This is a genomic window from Flavobacteriaceae bacterium HL-DH10 (assembly GCA_031826515.1).
Lineage (GTDB): Bacteria > Bacteroidota > Bacteroidia > Flavobacteriales > Flavobacteriaceae > Thalassobellus > Thalassobellus suaedae.
In genome coordinates, this window is sequence record CP134536.1 from 3,897,105 (window position 1) to 3,917,409 (window position 20,305).

Annotated in this window: 17 protein-coding genes; all 17 read right to left on the reverse strand. The window is 33.8% G+C overall.

All coding sequences use genetic code 11. The features are described 5' to 3' along the window. Positions 1–2: 2 nt before the first annotated feature. Complete coding sequence (gene cobN / locus RHP49_16485) at positions 3–3,749, reverse strand: cobaltochelatase subunit CobN (protein WNH12472.1); 3,747 nt, start codon at positions 3,747–3,749, stop codon at positions 3–5. Between the two features lie 28 nt (positions 3,750–3,777). Continuing rightward, positions 3,778–4,809, reverse strand: a complete 1,032-nt coding sequence (gene cobW / locus RHP49_16490) for a cobalamin biosynthesis protein CobW (protein WNH12473.1) — start codon at positions 4,807–4,809, stop codon at positions 3,778–3,780. Positions 4,810–4,850: 41 nt separating this feature from the next. Then, positions 4,851–5,537 (reverse strand): energy-coupling factor ABC transporter permease, encoded by a 687-nt coding sequence (locus tag RHP49_16495; GenBank protein ID WNH12474.1) that lies wholly within the window; start codon positions 5,535–5,537, stop codon positions 4,851–4,853. A 229-nt stretch (positions 5,538–5,766) separates the two neighbouring features. Further along, complete coding sequence (locus RHP49_16500) at positions 5,767–6,351, reverse strand: cob(I)yrinic acid a,c-diamide adenosyltransferase (GenBank protein WNH12475.1); 585 nt, start codon at positions 6,349–6,351, stop codon at positions 5,767–5,769. A 3-nt stretch (positions 6,352–6,354) separates the two neighbouring features. After that, the gene (locus tag RHP49_16505) at positions 6,355–7,659 is read right to left on the reverse strand and encodes a cobyrinate a,c-diamide synthase (GenBank protein WNH12476.1); all 1,305 of its coding nucleotides are present in this window, start codon (positions 7,657–7,659) and stop codon (positions 6,355–6,357) included. Beyond that, entirely contained in the window at positions 7,656–8,174 is a 519-nt protein-coding gene (locus RHP49_16510; GenBank protein WNH12477.1) for a bifunctional adenosylcobinamide kinase/adenosylcobinamide-phosphate guanylyltransferase, read from the reverse strand. Before RHP49_16510 ends, RHP49_16505 begins: the two co-directional genes overlap by 4 nt. Beyond that, on the reverse strand, positions 8,164–9,810 hold the full coding sequence (locus tag RHP49_16515) for an AAA family ATPase (GenBank protein WNH12478.1): 1,647 nt from the start codon (positions 9,808–9,810) through the stop codon (positions 8,164–8,166). The genes RHP49_16510 and RHP49_16515 overlap by 11 nt, the downstream gene beginning before the upstream one ends. After that, positions 9,807–10,523, reverse strand: coding sequence for a hypothetical protein (locus RHP49_16520; GenBank protein ID WNH12479.1), 717 nt, complete (start codon positions 10,521–10,523; stop codon positions 9,807–9,809). Before RHP49_16520 ends, RHP49_16515 begins: the two co-directional genes overlap by 4 nt. Then, positions 10,523–11,605: a cobalt-precorrin-5B (C(1))-methyltransferase gene (locus tag RHP49_16525; GenBank protein ID WNH12480.1), complete on the reverse strand. Its 1,083-nt coding sequence runs from the start codon at positions 11,603–11,605 to the stop codon at positions 10,523–10,525. Before RHP49_16525 ends, RHP49_16520 begins: the two co-directional genes overlap by 1 nt. Then, a complete protein-coding gene (cobK, locus tag RHP49_16530; GenBank protein ID WNH12481.1) occupies positions 11,602–12,357 on the reverse strand; it encodes a precorrin-6A reductase in 756 nt (251 codons plus the stop codon). The genes RHP49_16525 and cobK overlap by 4 nt, the downstream gene beginning before the upstream one ends. A 15-nt stretch (positions 12,358–12,372) precedes the next feature. Beyond that, positions 12,373–14,214: a precorrin-4 C(11)-methyltransferase gene (gene cobM, locus RHP49_16535; protein WNH12482.1), complete on the reverse strand. Its 1,842-nt coding sequence runs from the start codon at positions 14,212–14,214 to the stop codon at positions 12,373–12,375. Beyond that, positions 14,211–15,416 (reverse strand): precorrin-6y C5,15-methyltransferase (decarboxylating) subunit CbiE, encoded by a 1,206-nt coding sequence (gene cbiE / locus RHP49_16540; GenBank protein WNH12483.1) that lies wholly within the window; start codon positions 15,414–15,416, stop codon positions 14,211–14,213. Before cbiE ends, cobM begins: the two co-directional genes overlap by 4 nt. Before the next feature lie 4 nt (positions 15,417–15,420). Next, positions 15,421–16,059 carry a 5,6-dimethylbenzimidazole synthase gene (gene bluB, locus RHP49_16545; GenBank protein ID WNH12484.1) on the reverse strand — a complete coding sequence of 213 codons (639 nt, stop codon included), beginning with the start codon at positions 16,057–16,059 and terminating at the stop codon, positions 15,421–15,423. A 2-nt stretch (positions 16,060–16,061) separates the two neighbouring features. After that, complete coding sequence (cobJ, locus tag RHP49_16550) at positions 16,062–17,438, reverse strand: precorrin-3B C(17)-methyltransferase (protein WNH12485.1); 1,377 nt, start codon at positions 17,436–17,438, stop codon at positions 16,062–16,064. Then, entirely contained in the window at positions 17,435–18,145 is a 711-nt protein-coding gene (cobI, locus tag RHP49_16555) for a precorrin-2 C(20)-methyltransferase (GenBank protein ID WNH12486.1), read from the reverse strand. Before cobI ends, cobJ begins: the two co-directional genes overlap by 4 nt. Next, positions 18,142–19,074 carry a sirohydrochlorin chelatase gene (locus tag RHP49_16560; protein ID WNH12487.1) on the reverse strand — a complete coding sequence of 311 codons (933 nt, stop codon included), beginning with the start codon at positions 19,072–19,074 and terminating at the stop codon, positions 18,142–18,144. The genes cobI and RHP49_16560 overlap by 4 nt, the downstream gene beginning before the upstream one ends. Positions 19,075–19,078: 4 nt before the next feature. Next, on the reverse strand, positions 19,079–20,287 hold the full coding sequence (gene cobA / locus RHP49_16565) for a uroporphyrinogen-III C-methyltransferase (protein WNH12488.1): 1,209 nt from the start codon (positions 20,285–20,287) through the stop codon (positions 19,079–19,081). Between the last annotated feature and the right edge of the window lie 18 nt (positions 20,288–20,305).

Genomic DNA, 20,305 nt, shown 5'->3' on the forward strand with positions numbered 1-20,305 from the left:
ATTTATTCTGTTATATTATCTGATTTTTTATAAATTTCTTTTAATGCTTCTATAGTTTCTTCTGAAGGGGTATTCCACATACCTCGTTGAATGGCTTCTAGCATCCGTTCCGACATATCTTTTAATGCCCATGGATTGTGTGCTTCTAGGAAGTCTTTATTTTCATCATCAAACAAATAAGTATCTGTAATTTGTTCATACATAAAATCCTCAATTAAATTGGTTGTGGCATCGTAGGCAAAAAGATAATCCATGGTCGCAGCCATTTCAAAAGCACCTTTATAACCATGTTCTTGCATTCCTTCCATCCATTTTGGATTGACGACTCTAGATCGAAATACTTTTAATAATTCTTCTTTTAATGATTTCACCTTCGGATGATCTGGTCGAGAATGATCTCCAAAATAAGTTTCGGGCTGTGTCCCTTTTATGGTATTTACGGCAGCCGTCATACCGCCTTGAAATTGATAATAATCATCAGAATCTAAAATATCATGCTCTCTGTTATCTTGATTCTGCATCACCACTTCAATAGACGATAATCGCTTTTTAAAGGTTTCGTGGGCAGAGGTGCCACTATTGTTTTTTCCGTAATAAGCATAGCCACTCCAATTAATATAGGCTTGTGCTAAATCATCAGATGTAGTCCAGTTTTTACCATCTATTAATCCTTGAAGCCCTGCGCCATAGGCACCAGGTTTAGATCCAAAAACACGATATAATGCCTTTTCTGTTGCTTGTTTTTCATCAATACCTTTCTCCTGCCATTGCATTCTTTCTTCTTCTACACGCTTTTTTATGGGATTTTGTTCCACTGTTTCGTCTAATGAGGCTACTTTTTCAACAACCGCATTGAAAAGTGAAATTAAATCGGGAAAAGCATCTCTAAAAAACCCAGAAATACGCAACATAACATCTACTCTAGGTCTTTTAAGTTCTAATATAGAAAGTACTTTAAAATCTTTAACCCGCCTATTAGAACCTTCCCAAACAGGTTTCACACCAATTAAAGCTAAAGCTTGTGCTATATCATCACCACTAGTACGCATGGTAGAAGTTCCCCAAACCGATAATCCTATAGACGTAGGATATTCTCCATGTTCTTGTAAATAGCGGTCAATAATATTTTTGGCACTTTTTTCACCCAATTGATAAGCGGTTTCCGAAGGAACGGTACGCACATCAACAGAATAAAAATTTCTGCCCGTTGGTAAAATATCGAGTCGTCCTCTTGTGGGAGCACCAGATCCCCCTGCTGGAATATATTTTCCGTTTAAACCTTTAATTAAATGCGCTATTTCATTACTCGTCTTATGTAAAACCGGTCGTGTATATTGTTTAATATATGTTAATATTTGATCGGTTGAAGCACCTATTTTTTCGTTTTTATGTCCGTTTAATAATTGATTGACACTGTTTTTTGCTTTGTTTTCTAAAAGCTCTACTGCCTGTCCATAACTTCGACACGAAATATCAAAAATATCTTTTTCAAAGCTATCTGAATAAACAACATTTAACGGATCGAAATTTAGTTTTAGATCTTCTGCTAAACACTGCGTAATTCCTTTTAAATTTGCTTGAGGCAAACGGTGTAAAGCAACAATTAAATCGACTAATTTGTCTTGCCTAGGCAATTGTCCTAAAATATGTAAACCACCTCTAATTTGAGATTCCTTTAATTCGCACAAATACCCATCAATAACTTCTAATAAAGCATCAATATCTTTTCCGTCTTGGTTTAAATCAGATTTAAGATGGGTTTCATTTACGAGATTTTCAATTTTAGTTTTAATGAGTTTTGCTCTTTTTTTATCAACTAAAGCAGCTTCATAAAACTCATCGATTAAAAGCTCTAACTTTAATAAATCACCATAATTTTCTGCCCTTGTCATTGGCGGAATTAAATGATCTAATATAATGGCTTGATTTCTTCGTTTTGCCTGAGTTCCTTCCCCCGGATCATTAATTATAAAAGGATAAAAATGAGGTATTGCGCCTAAAATAGCAGCAGGAAAACAAGTTTCTTTACTCAGAGCTACACTTTTACCAGGCAGCCATTCTAAGTTTCCATGTTTACCAATATGCACCAAAGCATCTGCTTTAAAAACGTGTTGTAACCAAATATAATAGGCCAAATAGGCTGGTGGTGGTGGTAAATCTGGTGAATGATAACTGGCTTGTAAATCTAAATTATAACCTCTACTAGGCTGAGTGCTTACCAATACATTTTTAGAAACAAAGCCCGGTATTAAAAAATAGCCTTTTTGATAATTGGGAGATTGTTTAGGATGCCCCCACTGCGCCTCCATAGTATCACGAAGCCCTTGTGATAATTGGTTATAATACTTATAAAACAAAACCTCATCTAACTTAATGGCATGCCGCTCATTTAAAGAATTTATAGATTCCAAACTATTGGTTACCGAGTTTGTTAATTTATTTATAAGCTCGTTCGTTGTTTTCGGATAATCTGGAGCTAATACATAGCTTTCTTGTGCTAATTGTGCTAATATCTGTAAGGTACTTTGTGGCGTATCTAAACCCACGCCATTAGCCAATCGGCTGTTTTTATTTGGATAATTAGGCAGAACTAAGGCAATTTTTTTATCAGAATTAGTCTTATTCTGAAGATTTAACCAAGCCTTAGCCATTTGAGCTACAAATTCGCAGCCTTCTCTATTTGAGACATAAGAAACTACTTCAGAATCGGTTAAAGTATCTTTTTCTACAGCTTCTTTAAATGAAATTACTTTTGAAATGATTTTACCATCCACTTCGGGTAAAGCAATGTTCATAGCTATATCTGTAGGTGGCAAGCCAAAATCACCTTCCCGCCAACTTTCTCGGTTACAACTTCCCATGATAGCCTGAATAACAGGCACATTAAACACATCAAACAAACTTTGTGACGTTTCATGAAACCCTTGTACACTAAAACCGGTTGTGTTAATTATAACTTGAGGGTTTTCAATGTGATGCATTTTTAGCAAGTCGAAAATTTGTTGCTGAATATCGTAATCGCGATACCCCGCTGCCATAAGCACCACAGAAGATATACCTTCTTCCTCTAAAGAGCTAATAAGGCTATGAATAGGCTCTAAATTATTGGATAAATAATAACTTCTATAACCAAAAATAACAACCTGTTTTTTTTCTGCTTTTGGTGTTGTTGCATCCCAAATACCCTGATTTGGATGATACAAAAATAAGTCGGGAATGGTTTTAATTGGACTGGGAGCTACATTTAAATTAGTAATTCTATTACTGATCAATTGCAACGCAGATTGGCAATTTTCGATACCGCCAGACTGGATATATTTCCAAATTAAATCAACATCTTTTAATGGAATATTAGAAGACTGCATCAGTTCTAAATCTGGTTTATTATCACCGGGCAAAAACACCAATTGAATATTATTTTCTTCACAACAATCTAAAACTGCTTCGCACAAGTAATTGTAATATGCCTTACCTCCTAAAAGTTTAAGCACAACAATTTTAGCCGAAGCAATCACATCTTCAACATACGTATCAATCGTGAGTTCTTGCTTAAAATAGCTAAGATTGGCAAACCTAAATGAAGGAACACTGCCTACAGAATTATATATTAATTTGTAGGCATTGTTCATCATAAACAAATCTGAATCTGCTGAAGATAAAAACACAATATCTCCCGGGGTTTGATCGATGTAAAATACACCTTCATCATTAGGGTTCCAGCCGCCTGGTATGGTAGAAATTAAATGCAAGTTTGTTTATTATTTTAATTATAAATTATTAAACAAGACTCTTATCTAAGCTTTTTAACTCTTCGATTCCCTTTCCTATTACTACCAAACATGTTTTGCGTTCTTCATTTTCGCGCCATGGTCTATCATAATAATAATCGAAACGCGCCCCTACACCTTGTAAAACCATACGCATTGGTTTATTAGGAATGTTTACAAACCCTTTTATTCTATAAATTTCATGAGCTTCTACCAGACGTTTTAAATATTCAACCAAAGCTTTAACATTCGTAGTTTCAGGATATTCTAAAAGCGCATTTTTAATATCATCATTATGGTGATGATGATGCCCATGTTTATGGTGCTCTTCATGAATTGAATGGCGATTATCTACATCATTTTCAGCAAATGCTTCAACACCTAATAGCAAGGTATTATCTAATTCACCATTTATAACAGGAATAATTTTAGTATTTGGTCTTGCCTTAGCTGTAATTATTTTGGTTATCTCTTCAAACTTCGTATCATCAACTAAATCTCTTTTACTTACTAAGACTAAGTCGGCACAAACTAATTGATCTAAAAACAATTCCTCTATCGGGGTTTCATGGTCTAAAGAATCATCGGCTAACCGTTGTGCTTGTACACGTTCTCTATCACAAATTTCTCCAGTTGCTATCCCTACTGCATCAACTACAGTAATAACGGAATCGATGGTAATGTGAGGTTTTAAATCTGGCCAGTTTACCGCTTTTACTAACGGCTTAGGCATAGATAAACCCGATGTTTCTATAACAATATGGTCAATTTCATCTTTACGTTCTAGTAACCGCAACATGGAAGGCAAAAACTCTTCTTGTACCGTACAGCAGATACAACCGTTTGGTAGTTTAATTAAATTACAATCATCATCTCCACATTCCGAGGCGGCAATAAGTTGCCCATCAACATCTACTTCACCAAATTCGTTTACTAGAACAGCAATACGCTTTCCATTGGCCTTTTTTAGCATATTATGTACTAAAGTTGTTTTTCCAACGCCTAAAAATCCGGTAACGATGGTAATTGGTATTTTATTCATGTTTTATAAATTGAAAATTATTCGCTTTTTTAAATAACCACTTATGCTTGAACAGCATTATAAAGTCGTTTTTCAAAAAAGTTGTTTTTATTAAATCTACCAGTTAAAAATTTTGCCATAGCTAATAAGCCTAAATCTACTAATGGTTCAATTAAAACAACTAGCATGTAAGCGCCACCAAAACTAAGTATGCTTAATACATTTTCTACTCCAAAACCCTGACCATAAATTGCCCAAAATGTAACCCAAGAAACAATGCCTGCTTGATACACCAAAGACAGTTTAAATACTTGTGCATACTTTAATTTAGTATATGGTGTATCGGTTGCTATAATTTTATTGGCAACATAAGAAAGCGCCATTAAAGGAACTAGTAAGGTGGTAATGTTCATACCGTATTGAGGTAAATCAATTTGAGAGAATAAGGCGCCCTGAATGAATAAACCTAGGGCTAGACCAATACTGGCAGGTGCTAATCCAAACAATAAAAATAATGTGGAGCCCATAATAAAATGAACCTCTGAAACACCCACTGAATAATGTGGTAATATTTGAAAAAATGTAAACACTAACATGGTAGTGATTGCTGATTTGACTAAAAAAGTCAATGGATTATTCATTTTAATATTGTTAACTGAAGCTTTCGCTACTGCTATAATTGCGACTGAGGCTGTTACATAAGAAAGACCTATTTTCGCTGAATCTACTAGTCCTGGTTCGATGTGCATAATTTTGTTTTTAAAGTTAAAATGTTATGTATTAAATTGTTTTTGTTTATTCTGATTTAGTGAACTCATTTAAACTTTTTCAATTGGCTAAAAAATGGCCCTTTTCTGCCCATTTTTTGTCTTTTTTTCATTCCGTAGCGATGCTATGCAACTCAAAAAAGGCTTCAACTGATTCCAAAATGACTAATTTTCGCTTCAACTCAAAAAGTTTAAATGAATTCAGTATTTGTTATTCTGCTTTCTTCTTTCGTTTATATAAAAATAAATTCCATTTTTCTTCAGCAACACCATGCTTATCCATTTCTGCTCTTGCCATGGTAAAAAACAAATCGGATAGCCTGTTTATATAGCTCATGATGTAATCTTCCACACAGTCTGGATCTTCTTGCATTAAAGTAACCAACTGCCTTTCTCCTCGCCTCATTTGTGTTCTGCAAACATGGCAAAGCGCCGATAATTCGTTACCACCTGGTAATAAAAAATAATCCGAAGGTGCGCTTATATTCGCTTCCATGGCATCCAACCAATTTTCACAAAATTCTGGACCGTCTTCTGGTTTTGGATTGGGGTTTTCTTTTTTAGAATCTGATGGTCGTGCCAAGTGAGACATCATATTCATCATATCTTTTTGAATACGATGAAGGTTTGGTTGCCATTCGTGATCGTTTTCTAGTTTAGAACGCAATAACCCTATGGTTGAATTAACCTCATCGAGGGTTCCTATACATTCAATTCTTGCCGAATTTTTAAAGGTTCGTTTACCTCCAAAAACCCCGGTGGTACCTTTATCGCCTTTTCTTGTATAAATTTTCATCTGTTATTTTTTTTCGTTAATCAATTGCAATAGCGTTTCTGGCGAACCAAAATAGTGGTGCACGTACGACGCCATGACATTCTGTTTTTTGTAAATTTTAGTTGCTGTATGAACCCCTACAGCATTGGTAATTGTTGCGTTAATTGTTGCTTCATTATCATTTATCAAGCTAGAATAATGAAACTCGTGTCCTTTAAAATCATGCTGATTAATTCTAGAAGTGCGATACCCTAAATGCAGTTTTTTATTGGCTATAGTAGATTGAAAATCAAAATAATTAACCATTTTAAAAGCCTCATTATTTTCAGATATAATAGCGTTTCCTAAATACATCATCCCACCACATTCTGCATATATTTGTCCCTTATTTTCTGCAAATTGCCTAATACTAGCAAGCATACTTTTGTTAGCAGAAAGTGCTTCTAAATAATACTCTGGATAACCTCCTGCGACATACAAAAAATCACAATCTGGAATTTCTTTATCATGTATAGGACTAAAAAAATGTACATCTCCTAATTGTTCCATAGCAGTTATATTTTGAGGGTAAATAAAATTGAAAGCCTCATCTTTAGCTACACCGAAGGTGATGGTATGTTCTTTTACTCTTTTTTTATCTGAAACTGGTGTCTCTATTTCTTTTGAAGCTTCTAAAATATCATTCCTGTTTACTGTTTCCTCTAGGACATCTGCTATCTGATCAATTACAGTATCAAATTTTTCTATCTCTTGTATATTTAAACCTAAATGCCTTGAGGGAATCTCAATGTTTTTTAAATTAGGTAAGTAACCAAAACATATTATACCAATATCTTTACAAGCATCTTTCAACATAGCATAATGCCGCTCCGACCCTACTCTGTTAAAAATAACGCCCATGATTTTAACATCTTTATCAAAATTCACAAAACCCTGAATAAGCGGCGCAACAGAATACGCTACAGCTTTGGCATCAATCACCATTAATACAGGAGTTTTTAGTTTTTTTGCTAAATCGGCTGTACTCCCAAGGTCTTTATTCGCACCATCAAACAACCCCATAACACCTTCTATGCAATTAACTTCGACATCCTTTCCATATAATTTTAAACTGTTATCTATTTCATTTTGAGTCATCATAAATAAATCTAGATTAATACCAACCTTACCTGAAGCCAATTCATGAAATTTTGGATCGATATAATCTGGACCTACTTTAAAAGGCTGAATAGCATAATTATTGCGCTTAAACAAACGTAATAACCCTAAAGTAAGTGTTGTTTTACCTGCATTACTACTTGGAGCCGATATGATAAATTGTTTTATCATCCTTTTGTATGTATTGGGATTCCTGAAACCATAAAGTCTACTTTAGTTGCTTTTTGTGCGATGTATTGATTCACCTTTCCTTGTAAGTCTACAAATTGCCGTGTTACTTTTTCCATAGGTATTACCCCTAAACCAATTTCATTAGTAATGGCAATAATGATATTGTTTTTTGCACATAGCAAATCCCATTGTTTAATTACAAAATCGAAACTTAAAGTCGCATCGTATTTAAAATAATCCATAACATTAGTAATCCAAAGTGTAATACAGTCTAGAAACAACACCTTATTAACTGCCGTTATATTACTAATATTGAGTTCCTCTTCAATAGTTATCCAATTATCTGTACGTCTACTTTGATGAATCTCAATACGTTTACGGTATTCATCATCCCCATATTTAGAAGTCGCTAAATACGTGGGAGAATCGTCTAGATTTAAAGCAATCGCCTCACCATATTCACTTTTTCCAGATCGCTGCCCACCTGTAATAATATGTACTATTTTAGTGCTCATTTTCTGTTATTAAAAGTTCATAATTGGCTTTAATTCGATTGGCCAAATCAGAAGCAACTCCAATTTTAACCATGCCTTTTTCTGCATCAATAATTTGAGTAGTATACACACCTTTACAATAGGTTTGAAAAGCCAGCACCACATCCTCTAAACTATCATCTGTATTTAGTTTTCCATCGGTTATAATGTGAAGATGGTGGTTAAATTCTATGTCTGTACAAATACTTTTTACGTATTTAAACCCAGCAATTAAATTAGTTTTACCTCCTGTTTTAAGGTCTGTTAATGCAATTTCAATAGCTTTTAAAACACCTGTTCTATTTAAAATGTGTTGCGCTTCTCCGTCAAACAAAGAAATGATAGAAAACTGTGTGTTTTGATTTTTAGAGGCTTTTGCAATTTTATTTACCATGCCTTTAGCATAAGCTATAATTTGATCTTTTAGCATGGAACCACTGGAATCTATCAAGAATATATGATGATGCTTTAAAAGCCTGCTTTTGCGCTTGTTTTTTAGTTCAAATTTATCGGTTGCTAAATATTGACTTACGGTTTTTTTAGTATCAATTAAGGTGATATTCCCTTCTGAATTTTGAATTAAATTCGTTCCGTTTTGGATGGTATTTGTACGCATGTGTTTTGGCTTCTGAAACTTATTTTGTGGAAGCAACATATTTACTTTTTCTTCTTTCGAAAGGCTAGTTTCTGAAGATTTTTCTTCTGGTTGATTGTTTTGATCTGGAGATGGATTTTGCTTATTAGGCTCATTATTTAAGCTTCTATGGTTTAACACCAAATCTGCAATACAATCAACATCTTTTGTGGTGATTTCTGAAGTGTTTTGATAGGCAACAAAAGCTCTCGCTGTTTTTAGTAGTAAAATATCTGCTCGTAACCCTTCCACTTGATGCTGTATTGCTAATTGGCTGCAATATTCTATAATCTCATCATTAATTTTTATCGATTTAAGCCTATTTTTAGCAGCTTCAATTCGTGATTTAATACAATCATCTTCAACGCTGTAATCAGCAACAAATTGTAAAGGATCATTATCAAATGCTAACCGTTGTTTGATGATTTTCTGACGTACTTTTGGATCTACAGACGTTGTAATATTTACACTTAAACCAAAACGATCTTTTAGTTGGGGTCTTAAATTTCCTTCTTCAGGATTCATAGAACCTACTAAACAAAACTGACTTTTAAAATAGCGAGAAACACCTTCCCGTTCTAAATAATAATTACCAGAAGCAGCAGCGTCTAACAAGATATCTGTAAGGTAATCTTGCAATAAATTAACCTCATCTACATACAAAACACCTTGGTGTGCTTGTGCCATTAAGCCTAGATTAACAACTTCTTTTTTAGCATTTATTAATTGTTCTAAATCTATACTACCTATTAATCTATCTTCTGAAACACCAATGGGTAAATTAACAAAAGGATAATTTTTCTGGTTCCTCATTAGGCTTGCTAAAGACCTAATTAATGTGGTTTTTCCCGTTCCTTTATCGCCTATTGCTAAAACGCCTCCAATTAATGGGTCTACCATATTTAAAATAAGTGCTAACTTAAAATAGTCTTGCCCCACAATGGCAGAAAACGGAAAATTTATATGTTCTTCACCTTGTCTCATAATGCATAAACACCGTTATAAATCCAAACAATTCCTATAAATACAGAAGCAATGCCTACAATACCATTCATCCACTTAAAAATGGATAAATTACGCTCTAAAAAACGACTCATAACAGATAATAAAACATAACTATAAACACCCATAGCTATAATAATTCCTAGGCATTCTACTGCTAAAACAAGAATAGCATCCCCTACTGTAGCACTACTTAAAACTAAGGCCGATGTTAATGCTCCACCAGTACCCGCCAATCCATGTAACATACCTATCCAAAATGATTTATTCATTGGGTTCACAGCTATTTCTTCTCCTCTGGTACCATGTAAATGTATGGGGTTGCTAATATCATGCTCGTGAGCATCAATTTTTTTATGGTCTTTTACCATGTTATTAATGGCATGGTTTCTTTTTATGGCCACAATTCCTAACCAAATCATAATAGGGCCAACGGCTAATTCAGCATAAAAAGAAATATTATGTACAACTAAATTTGCCATACTCTTAAAAAGGAGAGCTACTCCACCAAAAAGTAATAAAGTTACCGAGTGTCCAAATGCCCATTGAGAAGCTTTAAAAACAGATTTAAAGTTTACTTTTTTATTATTGATAGTGTTTTCGGAAGCTAATACTGAAACTGCTGTTACGTGATCAGGCTCAAAAGAGTGAAGTATTCCAGCCGTTAAAGGTCTAATTAAAGAAATTACTGTCATTATTTAATATATTTAATAAGTGTTCCATCTTTATCTATAAGATAAAGATCCAATTCTACCTGTTTCATTTTTATATGCGTATGTTGGTAACAATGTTTAAGTAATAGTTGAAAAAAAGGTGCGTTTTGTTCAAAATCAAACAATTCGGTTAACCGTCCCGCCATATTTAAGGCTTTAATTTTTTCTGCTTCATAAAAACCGACTTGTTCAGCCAATTCAACTATAAAATCTTTATTCCAACTAGATACACAACTATGCGTATCTGTAATACCTGCTGCTAATTTTGCTGCTTTGCCTAACATGATACCAATACTTACTTTTTCAATTGGGCATTGATTTATTTTAGTCAGCGTTTCTCCTATCCAATTCCCATAATGGATAAAACCATATTCGGGTAAATAATCGAATTTTTTCGATAAATATTTTTCACTTCTTGCTCCTGAGTTTATAACCAATTCTGTAACATTATTAGCAACCGCAACATCAATACCTTGCTCGATGCTTGCTATATAAGATGATGATGAATACGGTTTTACAATACCGCTTGTTCCTAAAATAGAAATACCTTTCATGATGCCTACGCGCTCATTAAGGGTGCGTTTAGCAATCTTTCGCCCATTAGTTACATAAACAGTCACAGATACTCCACATTCTAAATCGTAATCTCGCAATAGTTTTTGAATAGCACTTGTAATCATTTTTCTAGGCACCGGGTTTATAGCCGGTTCCCCTATTGCAAGTTCTAAGCCTTTAAGTGTCACGGTTCCGACACCTTCACCTGCTATAAATTGAATGTCTTTTTGTTGTGTTAATTTTAAAATACAACCTATTTCTGCACCATTGGTAACATCTGGATCATCACCTGCGTCTTTAATAACTGAACAATTGGACGTATCTTCAGTAAACTCGCAGTGGTGAATAGGAATCTCGACAACTTTATCTATAGGCAAGTGTACGTTTACAGCAACATTTTTTTTCTGATGAATGATTGCCATCAATCCAGATTTCGCTGCGGCTGTGGCACAGGTTCCTGTTGTAAACCCTTCTCTTAACGGACCTTTTGGAATGTCTCTTAAACTCATATTTTCAATGTTTTAAGAATGAGTAATTCCAGTGTATTAACATCAAACACAACCTTAAAATATGTCGGTGTTTTTGGCTGTTCGATAATAATAATTTGTGAATTTGTTTGTAAAGCAGCCTCAATTTTTGTGCTTAAAAATCCACTATCACCTGTTTCTTTTGTTAAAACAACGTTGATGTTTTTGGACTTAATCAAGTCAATTTCTTTTTCCAGATTAACAGATGGCAAACCTAAAATCAATTGTTTTTCGGGGAAATTATTTTCGGCAGCAATAGCTAGTGATTCAGGTCTATTTAGTATTCTAAAATAGGTTGTATGCTTTTGCCACCAAGGTTCTAGTCTTTTAATCGATTGAACACCTGTTAACGCTAATACCCTTTTATCTTCTTTTAATAATTCTAAAGCAGCATCATAAGAATCTACATAAAATACAGATGGGTTAATTGTTTTAGAAAGTAACTTTCTTCCAAACCGTATTACAGGTATTTGCAAACGTTCTGCAACTTTTGCTATCGTACTATGTAATATTTCAGCGAAAGGATGGGACGCGTTAATAATCGTATGAATTTTATTTTTTAATAGATACTCCTCTAGTTGTTGTTCATCTAAAGCACCATGTCTATAACTAGCTATTTCATTTTCTTCAAAAGGAATATTTGTTTTAGTTGAATACACAAAAGGCATAGCCAAACTTTCTAATAAAGCGGCTACTTTTTTTCCTTCTGTTGTTCCTCCAAAAACTAAAATCATTTTTATTATAATTGATTATTCTGTTAATACAAATTTCTTATTCGTTCTAAAAATGTGTTTCCACTCCGGGCTGTATAATTGTGATCTGTTTTTGCGAGCTCCAATGGCTTGCCCCACAATAATTAATACCGTTCTTGTTTTTTTGCTCTTCTTTACAATTGTTGCTAGTTCTGATAATTTTCCTTGAAAAATTTCTTCATCCTTCCAAGAGACTCTATACATAACAGCTACAGGCGTATCAGCATCAAAATGTTCTAATAATTGGGCTTCTACTTTTTTAGCAATACCTACACTTAAAAAGATACACATGGTAGCATTAGTGGCTGCAAATGCCGCAATGCTTTCTTTTGGCGGCATAGGTGTTTTTCCTTCCCCACGAGTTAAAACAATAGACTGTACAACTTCTGGAATGGTAAATTCAGACCTTAAAGCCGCTGCTGCTGCACTAAAAGATGAGATACCAGGCACAATGAAGTAATCCATTTCTAAGTCGTCAAAAATGGTCATTTGTTCTTGAATGGCACCGTATAAAGACGGATCGCCACATTGTAAGCGCACAACGAAATTTCCTTTTTTATAATGCTCTTGCATTAAAGAAATTTGCTCTTCCAAAGTCATCATAGCAGAATTTCGAACCACTGCTCCTGCTTTACACCAATTAGTCATTTCTTCAGGAATTAAACTCCCTGCGTACAAAACACAATCAGCTCGCTCTAAATATTGCTTTCCCTTTACGGTTATTAATTCTTCATCGCCAGGTCCTGCTCCAATAATAGCAATAGCTGTTCTGCGTTCTACATTAACATGTAAAGCCACAGAAAAAGTAAATTTCTCGCTATTATCTAAATGTATTTTTTGTTTTTCGATGAGTACGTTTTTATTTCTGGAAAGTAACAGTGCACAAGACTCTGACACCCCATCAACACCAATTTTAGATTGTACCATTTCACTTGGGTTAGGAACAAAAACAGTATCTATCTCCGCTGAGGTAAATGTGCTAAAAGGAATATTATACTGCTTACTAAAATCTAAATAAGCTTCCTGTTCTGCTTTAATATCTATGGAACCAAAGTTTTTAATTGCATAAAAATTAATTTTCATGGCTTCCAGTTCTCGTTTTAAAGTCGTTTCAAAAAGTGTTGAATCTAAACTTTTAGAGCAGCCAGACCCTACTGAAAGTACTTTCGGAATAAAAAACAAATTCGGGATTGTTACTTCATACATTTTATACGTAACAGCAATAAACAATTCAAAATGTGTGTAATCAATATCTTTTTCATCATAAAAAACAGTCACAAAATTGGGAATCGTTTTTTCAAGGTACTGCGTTCCTTTATCTTTAATATCTAAAAGTAAAGCCGTAGGTTTATTATTTACAAACAAGGCCATTATTTTATTCATTTCTAAGGAACGCTCTGTTTGCCACTCAAACTGTTTCCCAAGTGTATCTAATGCCCAGATATTTTGAACATCACTAGATGTCGATATGATCGCGTTTGAACCTAAAATCGAAGCTATTTTTGATGCAAAATCATTAGCGCCACCTTTATGCCCACTCAATACAGATTGTACATTTAAACACAAATCATCTACCGAAACTACAGCAGGATCTGTATTTTTATCTTGAATATATGGTGCTATTAAGCGTACACAAATACCTAAGGCAGAAACAAAACAAATACCATCTAATTTCGAAAAATTCCCTTTTAAATAGTCTGAAACAGATACTATAGATGATATATTTTTATTGCCTGATTTCAAAGTAGTTATTACCAATGATTTTGGAAATTCTTTCTGAATAACAAGCGCTTTTTCTATGCCTTTTTCTGTAACTGCTATAATGACTATTTTTTTCATTTATTTATTTTTTTTGCAGAGTGTATGCTAATTTTATTATGTGTATCCACCTGAATTACAAGTGTACTAATGGTGTAATTTAATTGGGTAAGTTCTTCAACAAACACCTGAGAACTGCTTTCTTTTACAGCATTTATTACAAATCGTACTAATGGATTTAATTGATTAATAATATGAATCAACTCTTTTAAACGACCGCCATGACCACCAATAAAAACAACATCTGGGATAGGATAATCATTTATATTGAGGCTAAAAAAATCGTCAATAACCATAGCAATTCCTGGTGTAGAAAATTGCTCTGTATTTTTTTGAATGATGCTTGCACATTCTGTGCGCTTTTCAAAAGCAATAATTTTTAAATGTGGGAAATGTTGTTTGGCTTCAATAGCTACAGAACCAGTACAAGAGCCTATATCCCAAAAAACGGCTTTATTTTGCAATTCCAAAACTCCAATGGTACTTAAACGAATAGGCATTTTAGTAATCATATTCGTCCGATTAGCTAATGGTATAAATGCACTATCAGGAATACCAAACGGTTTCTGTTTTAAAGCTATTTGCTTCAATAAAACACAGTTTAAACTATGATGAACCTTATCTGTACACGCCAATAAATCGAGTTGTTCAATATGTTCATTATTACCTTCTAATGCTTCTCCAATAGTTATCGAGTAATTATCGAAACCATATTGTAGCATGCGTTTTGCAATTTTGGAAGGTGTATTTTTAGTATCTGTTAGTACGCCAATTAATTCAACTCTATTAATTAAAGCTTCATCTAAAGCACTCCAATCTCTACCGTGTACAGATACCGTTTTTAAGGTATTGTAGTTTGTTTGTGTTTTATGACATAGTAATTGAATGCTATTAAAATAAGGAAATGTTTTTAGTTTAGCGTTTGGTGATAAACGTTGTAAAGTGTTACCAAAGCCATAGAAAAAAGGATCTCCAGAAGCAAAAACGACAATAGAACTATCAATGACGTTATATTGTTTGATAAGAACATCCATTTTACCCGAAATTTCAATCCAAGTATGGTTTTTAGGTAAGAACGATTTCACCAATTGATAATGACGTTTTCCGCCAGAAAAAATAGTAGATTTATTAATTAGTTTAAACACCTCATCATTCCATGTTGGAGTTGAATGATTACTAATTCCAATTAAATAAAAGTCAATATTTTTTTTAGTTTGCTTCACTTACTTAATAGGTTTCTTTAATAACAACATCTGTAATATTTTTACGTTTTTCCCATTGCAAGCGCTCTAATTCAGGGTTTTCATAAAATTCATCAACATGCCCTAAACATAAATAGCCTATCAATTGTCTGTCTTTAGGTACCTTTAAAATGGTTTTAATAGTATCGGGATTTAAAATACTAACCCAACCTAAACCAATATTTAACGCTCTGGCCATTAACCACATATTTTGAATAGCACAAACAACCGAGTACACTCCGGTTTCCTTCATAGCAGTTTGTCCTAAAACAGGATGTTCACTTGGTTTATAGAAAACAGCAATATTTAAGGCAGATTCTACAATACCTTCTAATTTCAACTGCGTATAGACATCTATTCTGTTTCCTTCAAAAAATGTTTTGGCTTTTTCGTTTTCTTCGAAAAAACTGTCTTTAACTTTATTTCTAATTTCTAAATCTTTAATAATAACGAATTCCCAAGGTTGTGAAAAGCCAACCGAAGGTGCGTTTACTCCTGCAAATAGAATTTTATCTAAATCGGCTTTACTAATCGATTTATTTATAAAACGATTCCCTCTAACATCCCTACGTGCTAGTATTATTTGCTCTAAGGTTTCAATATTTTCTGAAGTAAACTTGTTCATTTTTAAGGTTTAAAATAGTTTGAAGCTTCAGGAAGTGTAAAAGCAGCATTAACAATAGCTGCTGCAACATTACTTCCACCTCTATTGCCTTCAATAATAACCCAGTCTATATTTTTGGTTTGCGATAATTGTTCTTTAGCTTCCAAAACATTTACAAAACCAACAGGTACTCCAACAATTCCTATTGGTTTAAAACTATCGTTATCTCTTAATTGGTCAACAATTTCAAATAAAGCTGTTGGGGCATTTCCAACAACATATAATGCATTAGGATATTGCTCAATAGCCTTTCTTATTCCTGCTTGAGATCGGGTAATATCATCCAATTTTGCTAGTAATTCTGTGGCTTCTTCATTTAACAAACAATGAATTTGGTTATTAAATTCTTTCGTAAAGGCTTTTGTTATACCTGACTTTACCATCGTAACATCTGTTACTATATCGCCACCATTTTTAAGATGATTATACCAATTCTCAATGGCATTTGGTGTTGCTGAATAATGATTAGAATCTTCTAAAATTCCTGTGGTATGAATAACTCTTGTTATAGCCCATTTATTTGAGATAGAAAAAGGCAACTCTTTAATATGCTCGGTAACAATTTTAAAGCTTTCTTGTTGAATTTCTTTACCAGTGTGTGGTTTTCTATTAAGATAACCTCTTGGCGTAATTAAATAATCTTTAAAACGATACGTTTGCGAATTCCCAATCATGACTAAGCAGAACATATCGACATCTTCAGGATTAAACGCTTCTAATGTGGTCAATATAACATTTTCTTCTGGTCGCGTTACATGCCTTACAATAGCAACAGGTGTTGCAGGAGCACGTTCTTCTAAAAATAGCTTTTTCAGCCTACCCAACTGCCAATGTCTTTTTTTACTTTTTGGGTTGTACAAACTCGTCACAAAATCCCCCATGGCAGCGGCTCTAATTCTTTTTTCAATGCTGTTCCATGGTGTCATTAAATCGGATAATGAAATACAACAAAAATCATGACCTAATGGTGCTCCTAATTTACTTCCTACGGCTAAAAATGCTGAAATACCCGGGAGTGTTTCTAACTCAATAGTTTCATGGTTTTCTTTGGATACTATTTCGTAAACAATGGCTGCCATAGAATAAATACTAGCATCTCCCGAACCTATAACTACCACATACTTGCCTTCCTTCGCTTTTTCAATAGCTTTATGTGCTCTAGCTTCTTCTTTGCCTAATGGCATCGAAATTAGCTCTGTACCTTCTTTAAAAAAGGTTTCTCCAAATTGAAAGTAATAATCATAACCAATAATGACGTCTGCTCTTTGTAAAACATTCTTAACTATAGGCAATATATAATTGATATCTCCTGGCCCTAAGCCTGCGATAGTTATCTTCATTTTTTAATTTTTTTAATAATGATAAGAGAAAAATAAGGTGTCTCTCTTTTGTTCGCAGTTGCCCAATTAGTTGTTATGAATTGTTGGTCTGTTCCCAAGCGTTCAGCATAAGTGATGTTGTGTTTTTCTGTATCAATTACTGATGTGATAATATCTATAACTGACATTATTTTCATTAATACTACCGTATCGAAATGCTGAATAGCTTCTTCTAATTCCTCTTTACTTTTTATACGAGGAATAACCGCTACTTTTTCGTTTTGTAAGCACAAAGGCTTTTTACTTTCTGAAGCTAAATGCAAGTATGAACTAATACCTGGAATTAAATTAATAGATAATTTATGAGCCTCTATTTTTTCTAATAAATAAGAAAAAGAACTGTACGTACTAATGTCGCCTTCGCTAACAATGGCTATGGATAATCCTTTTTTGTAATCGCTTAAAATTTGTTGAAACGCTGTTTCGTAAATAAGTTTGGCTTGCTCGCGTTCCAAATCCATTTTTAAATAGAAGCCTACTAATTTTTCCGCATCTAAATCATAATGATTTAAAATAGATAGCGAATAACTTTCTTTTCTGCCGTCTTTAAATAACGACCCTGGATAGTATATTTTATCTGCTTGCTGTAACGTTTTTAATCCTTTTAAGGTAATTAAGTCAGCATCACCTGGACCTAAAGAAATACCATAAACCGTTCCTTCTATCATATTCCTAAACTTTTTTTAATTTTAGTAAACACACTGTTTTTTTGCCCTACTTTTTCATCTTCTTCAAACAAAAGACCTTTTACCCCTAAATGATGTCCAATTTGCTCTTTTCCTAATTCGGACTCTACGCCTACTATTTGCTTTCTGTATTTACACATTTGGCAGTTCATATTTGCTGTACCATTAATGACTTCTCCAAGACGCTCATCAAACGCTTTTAAAATCAATTCATCAATCCCAAAGGCCTCCGTATAGATATACTCCAAAGGAGATGTTTCATCAAAAACACGAATTTCATTGTAAATACGTTCTAAAAGGATACCGGTAAAAAAGAAAAACGGAATAGCAATGGTGCGTTTAAATTGCATTTTACTAGTAAGTTCTAAACTTTTAGTAACACTTGGATATGCAGTACCACTATACGAAACTGTTGTAAAACCAAAGCCCATACCTTCGCCTAACATACAGGCTAACTTGTGCACATCGGAATTCGCATCGGTATCAGTCGTTCCTCTACCAACAACCATTAAACAAGTTTGCTTTCTGTCTACTGATGGGTACTTACTTTCTGTTTCCAAAATTCGTTTTTGAGCTAATTCCAGTACAAATGAATTTACGCCAATATGTTTCCCCATTTTTATGGTTAAATCACTGTAATAGCTTTGTATGGTATTCATCTCGTAAGGAATATCATTCTTTGCATGTGAACCCGCAAAAAGGATGATAGGTAATGCGTAAATTTCACGAATACCCTTTTGATACATACGCTCTACTGAAGCCTCATAAACCGGATGGTTAAATTCTAAGAAACCATAATCTACTTCGTACTCTGTATACCTAACTTGTAAAGCTGCAACCAATTCTTTAAATGCATCGGTTCCTGATTTGGTTCTACTACCATGTCCACAAAGTAAAATTCCTTTTTTCATCGTTTTATCTAATTGGTTCTGCTCCTATTAAAAATACTACGGGCATTTGCAGTTCTTGTTTTTTTATGTCGTCTTCAATGTTTACTAATGTTGATGACAGTATAACCTCATTCGGTCTTGAAACATTAGAAATAGCACTGATAGGGATATTTGGGTCTTTACAAACCTCCAGTAGTTTCGGAATAATTTGATCTAAACTTTTTAAACCCATATTTAACGCTAACGTATTGCCTGCATTAAGCATTTCGGCAATACCCTTAAGTTGTGCCGTAGAATAATCTGACGTATGAGCCGTACAAATTAAAACGGCATTGGATTGTCTTCGTTCTGTAATAGGAATATTCGCTGAACTCGCTGCTGCTAAAGCCGCAGAAATACCTGGAACGACTGTAAATGGCAACTTATGTTTAGTTAAAAAACGAGCTTCTTCTGCCGCTCTACCATAAATATAGGGATCACCAGATTTTAGTCGAACTACTTTTTCTCCTTGCTCACAACGTGCCTTCATTAATATATTAATATTGTTTTGACGTGTTTGTTGGTCTTCAATATCACCAAATTTTCGTCCTACGTAAATTAGTTCTGCTTGTATATTGATATTTAATATCTCTTCTGAAATTAAATTATCGTATAATATAATTTCGGCATTTTCAATCGCTTCAAAAGCTTTTAACGTTAATAAGTTTTTATTCCCAGGTCCAGCACCAATAATACTTATTTCTGGTAAATACGCTTTTGTAAAAATCCATTCAGGATTCGAAAATTGGTACTTATAATTAAGAAGTGAATTCGATTTAGAATTGTCTATAACCTTATAACGTTCTTTTATTTCTGTTTCGAAAATTGGTGCAGGTAAGTTTAATAGAATCGCAGCTTTTTCATAATAAGCTTTTCTTTTGGGATGCTCATCTGCACAGCCATTAATAATTTCCCCAAAACAGTTTTGCTCTAAAACAGCTTCAATTAAACCAATAGCATCTTTTTGGTGAATAAGATTTACAGGTACGTTGGGGTTTTTTAATTGTTTTTTGTTTGCAAGAAAGCCACCTGGGTGACGCTTAACACCTATTAAGCCGGCTAAACGTAAAATGGTTAAGTTTTTACCAAAATGCTTCTGCAATAAGTATTCTGCTTTTATTAAAGCATTACCAGAAGCTTTTTCTGGAACACAATCTATTGTTTCATTTATAAGACCATTGGTGTTTTGATACACAGATGTAGAACTGACAAA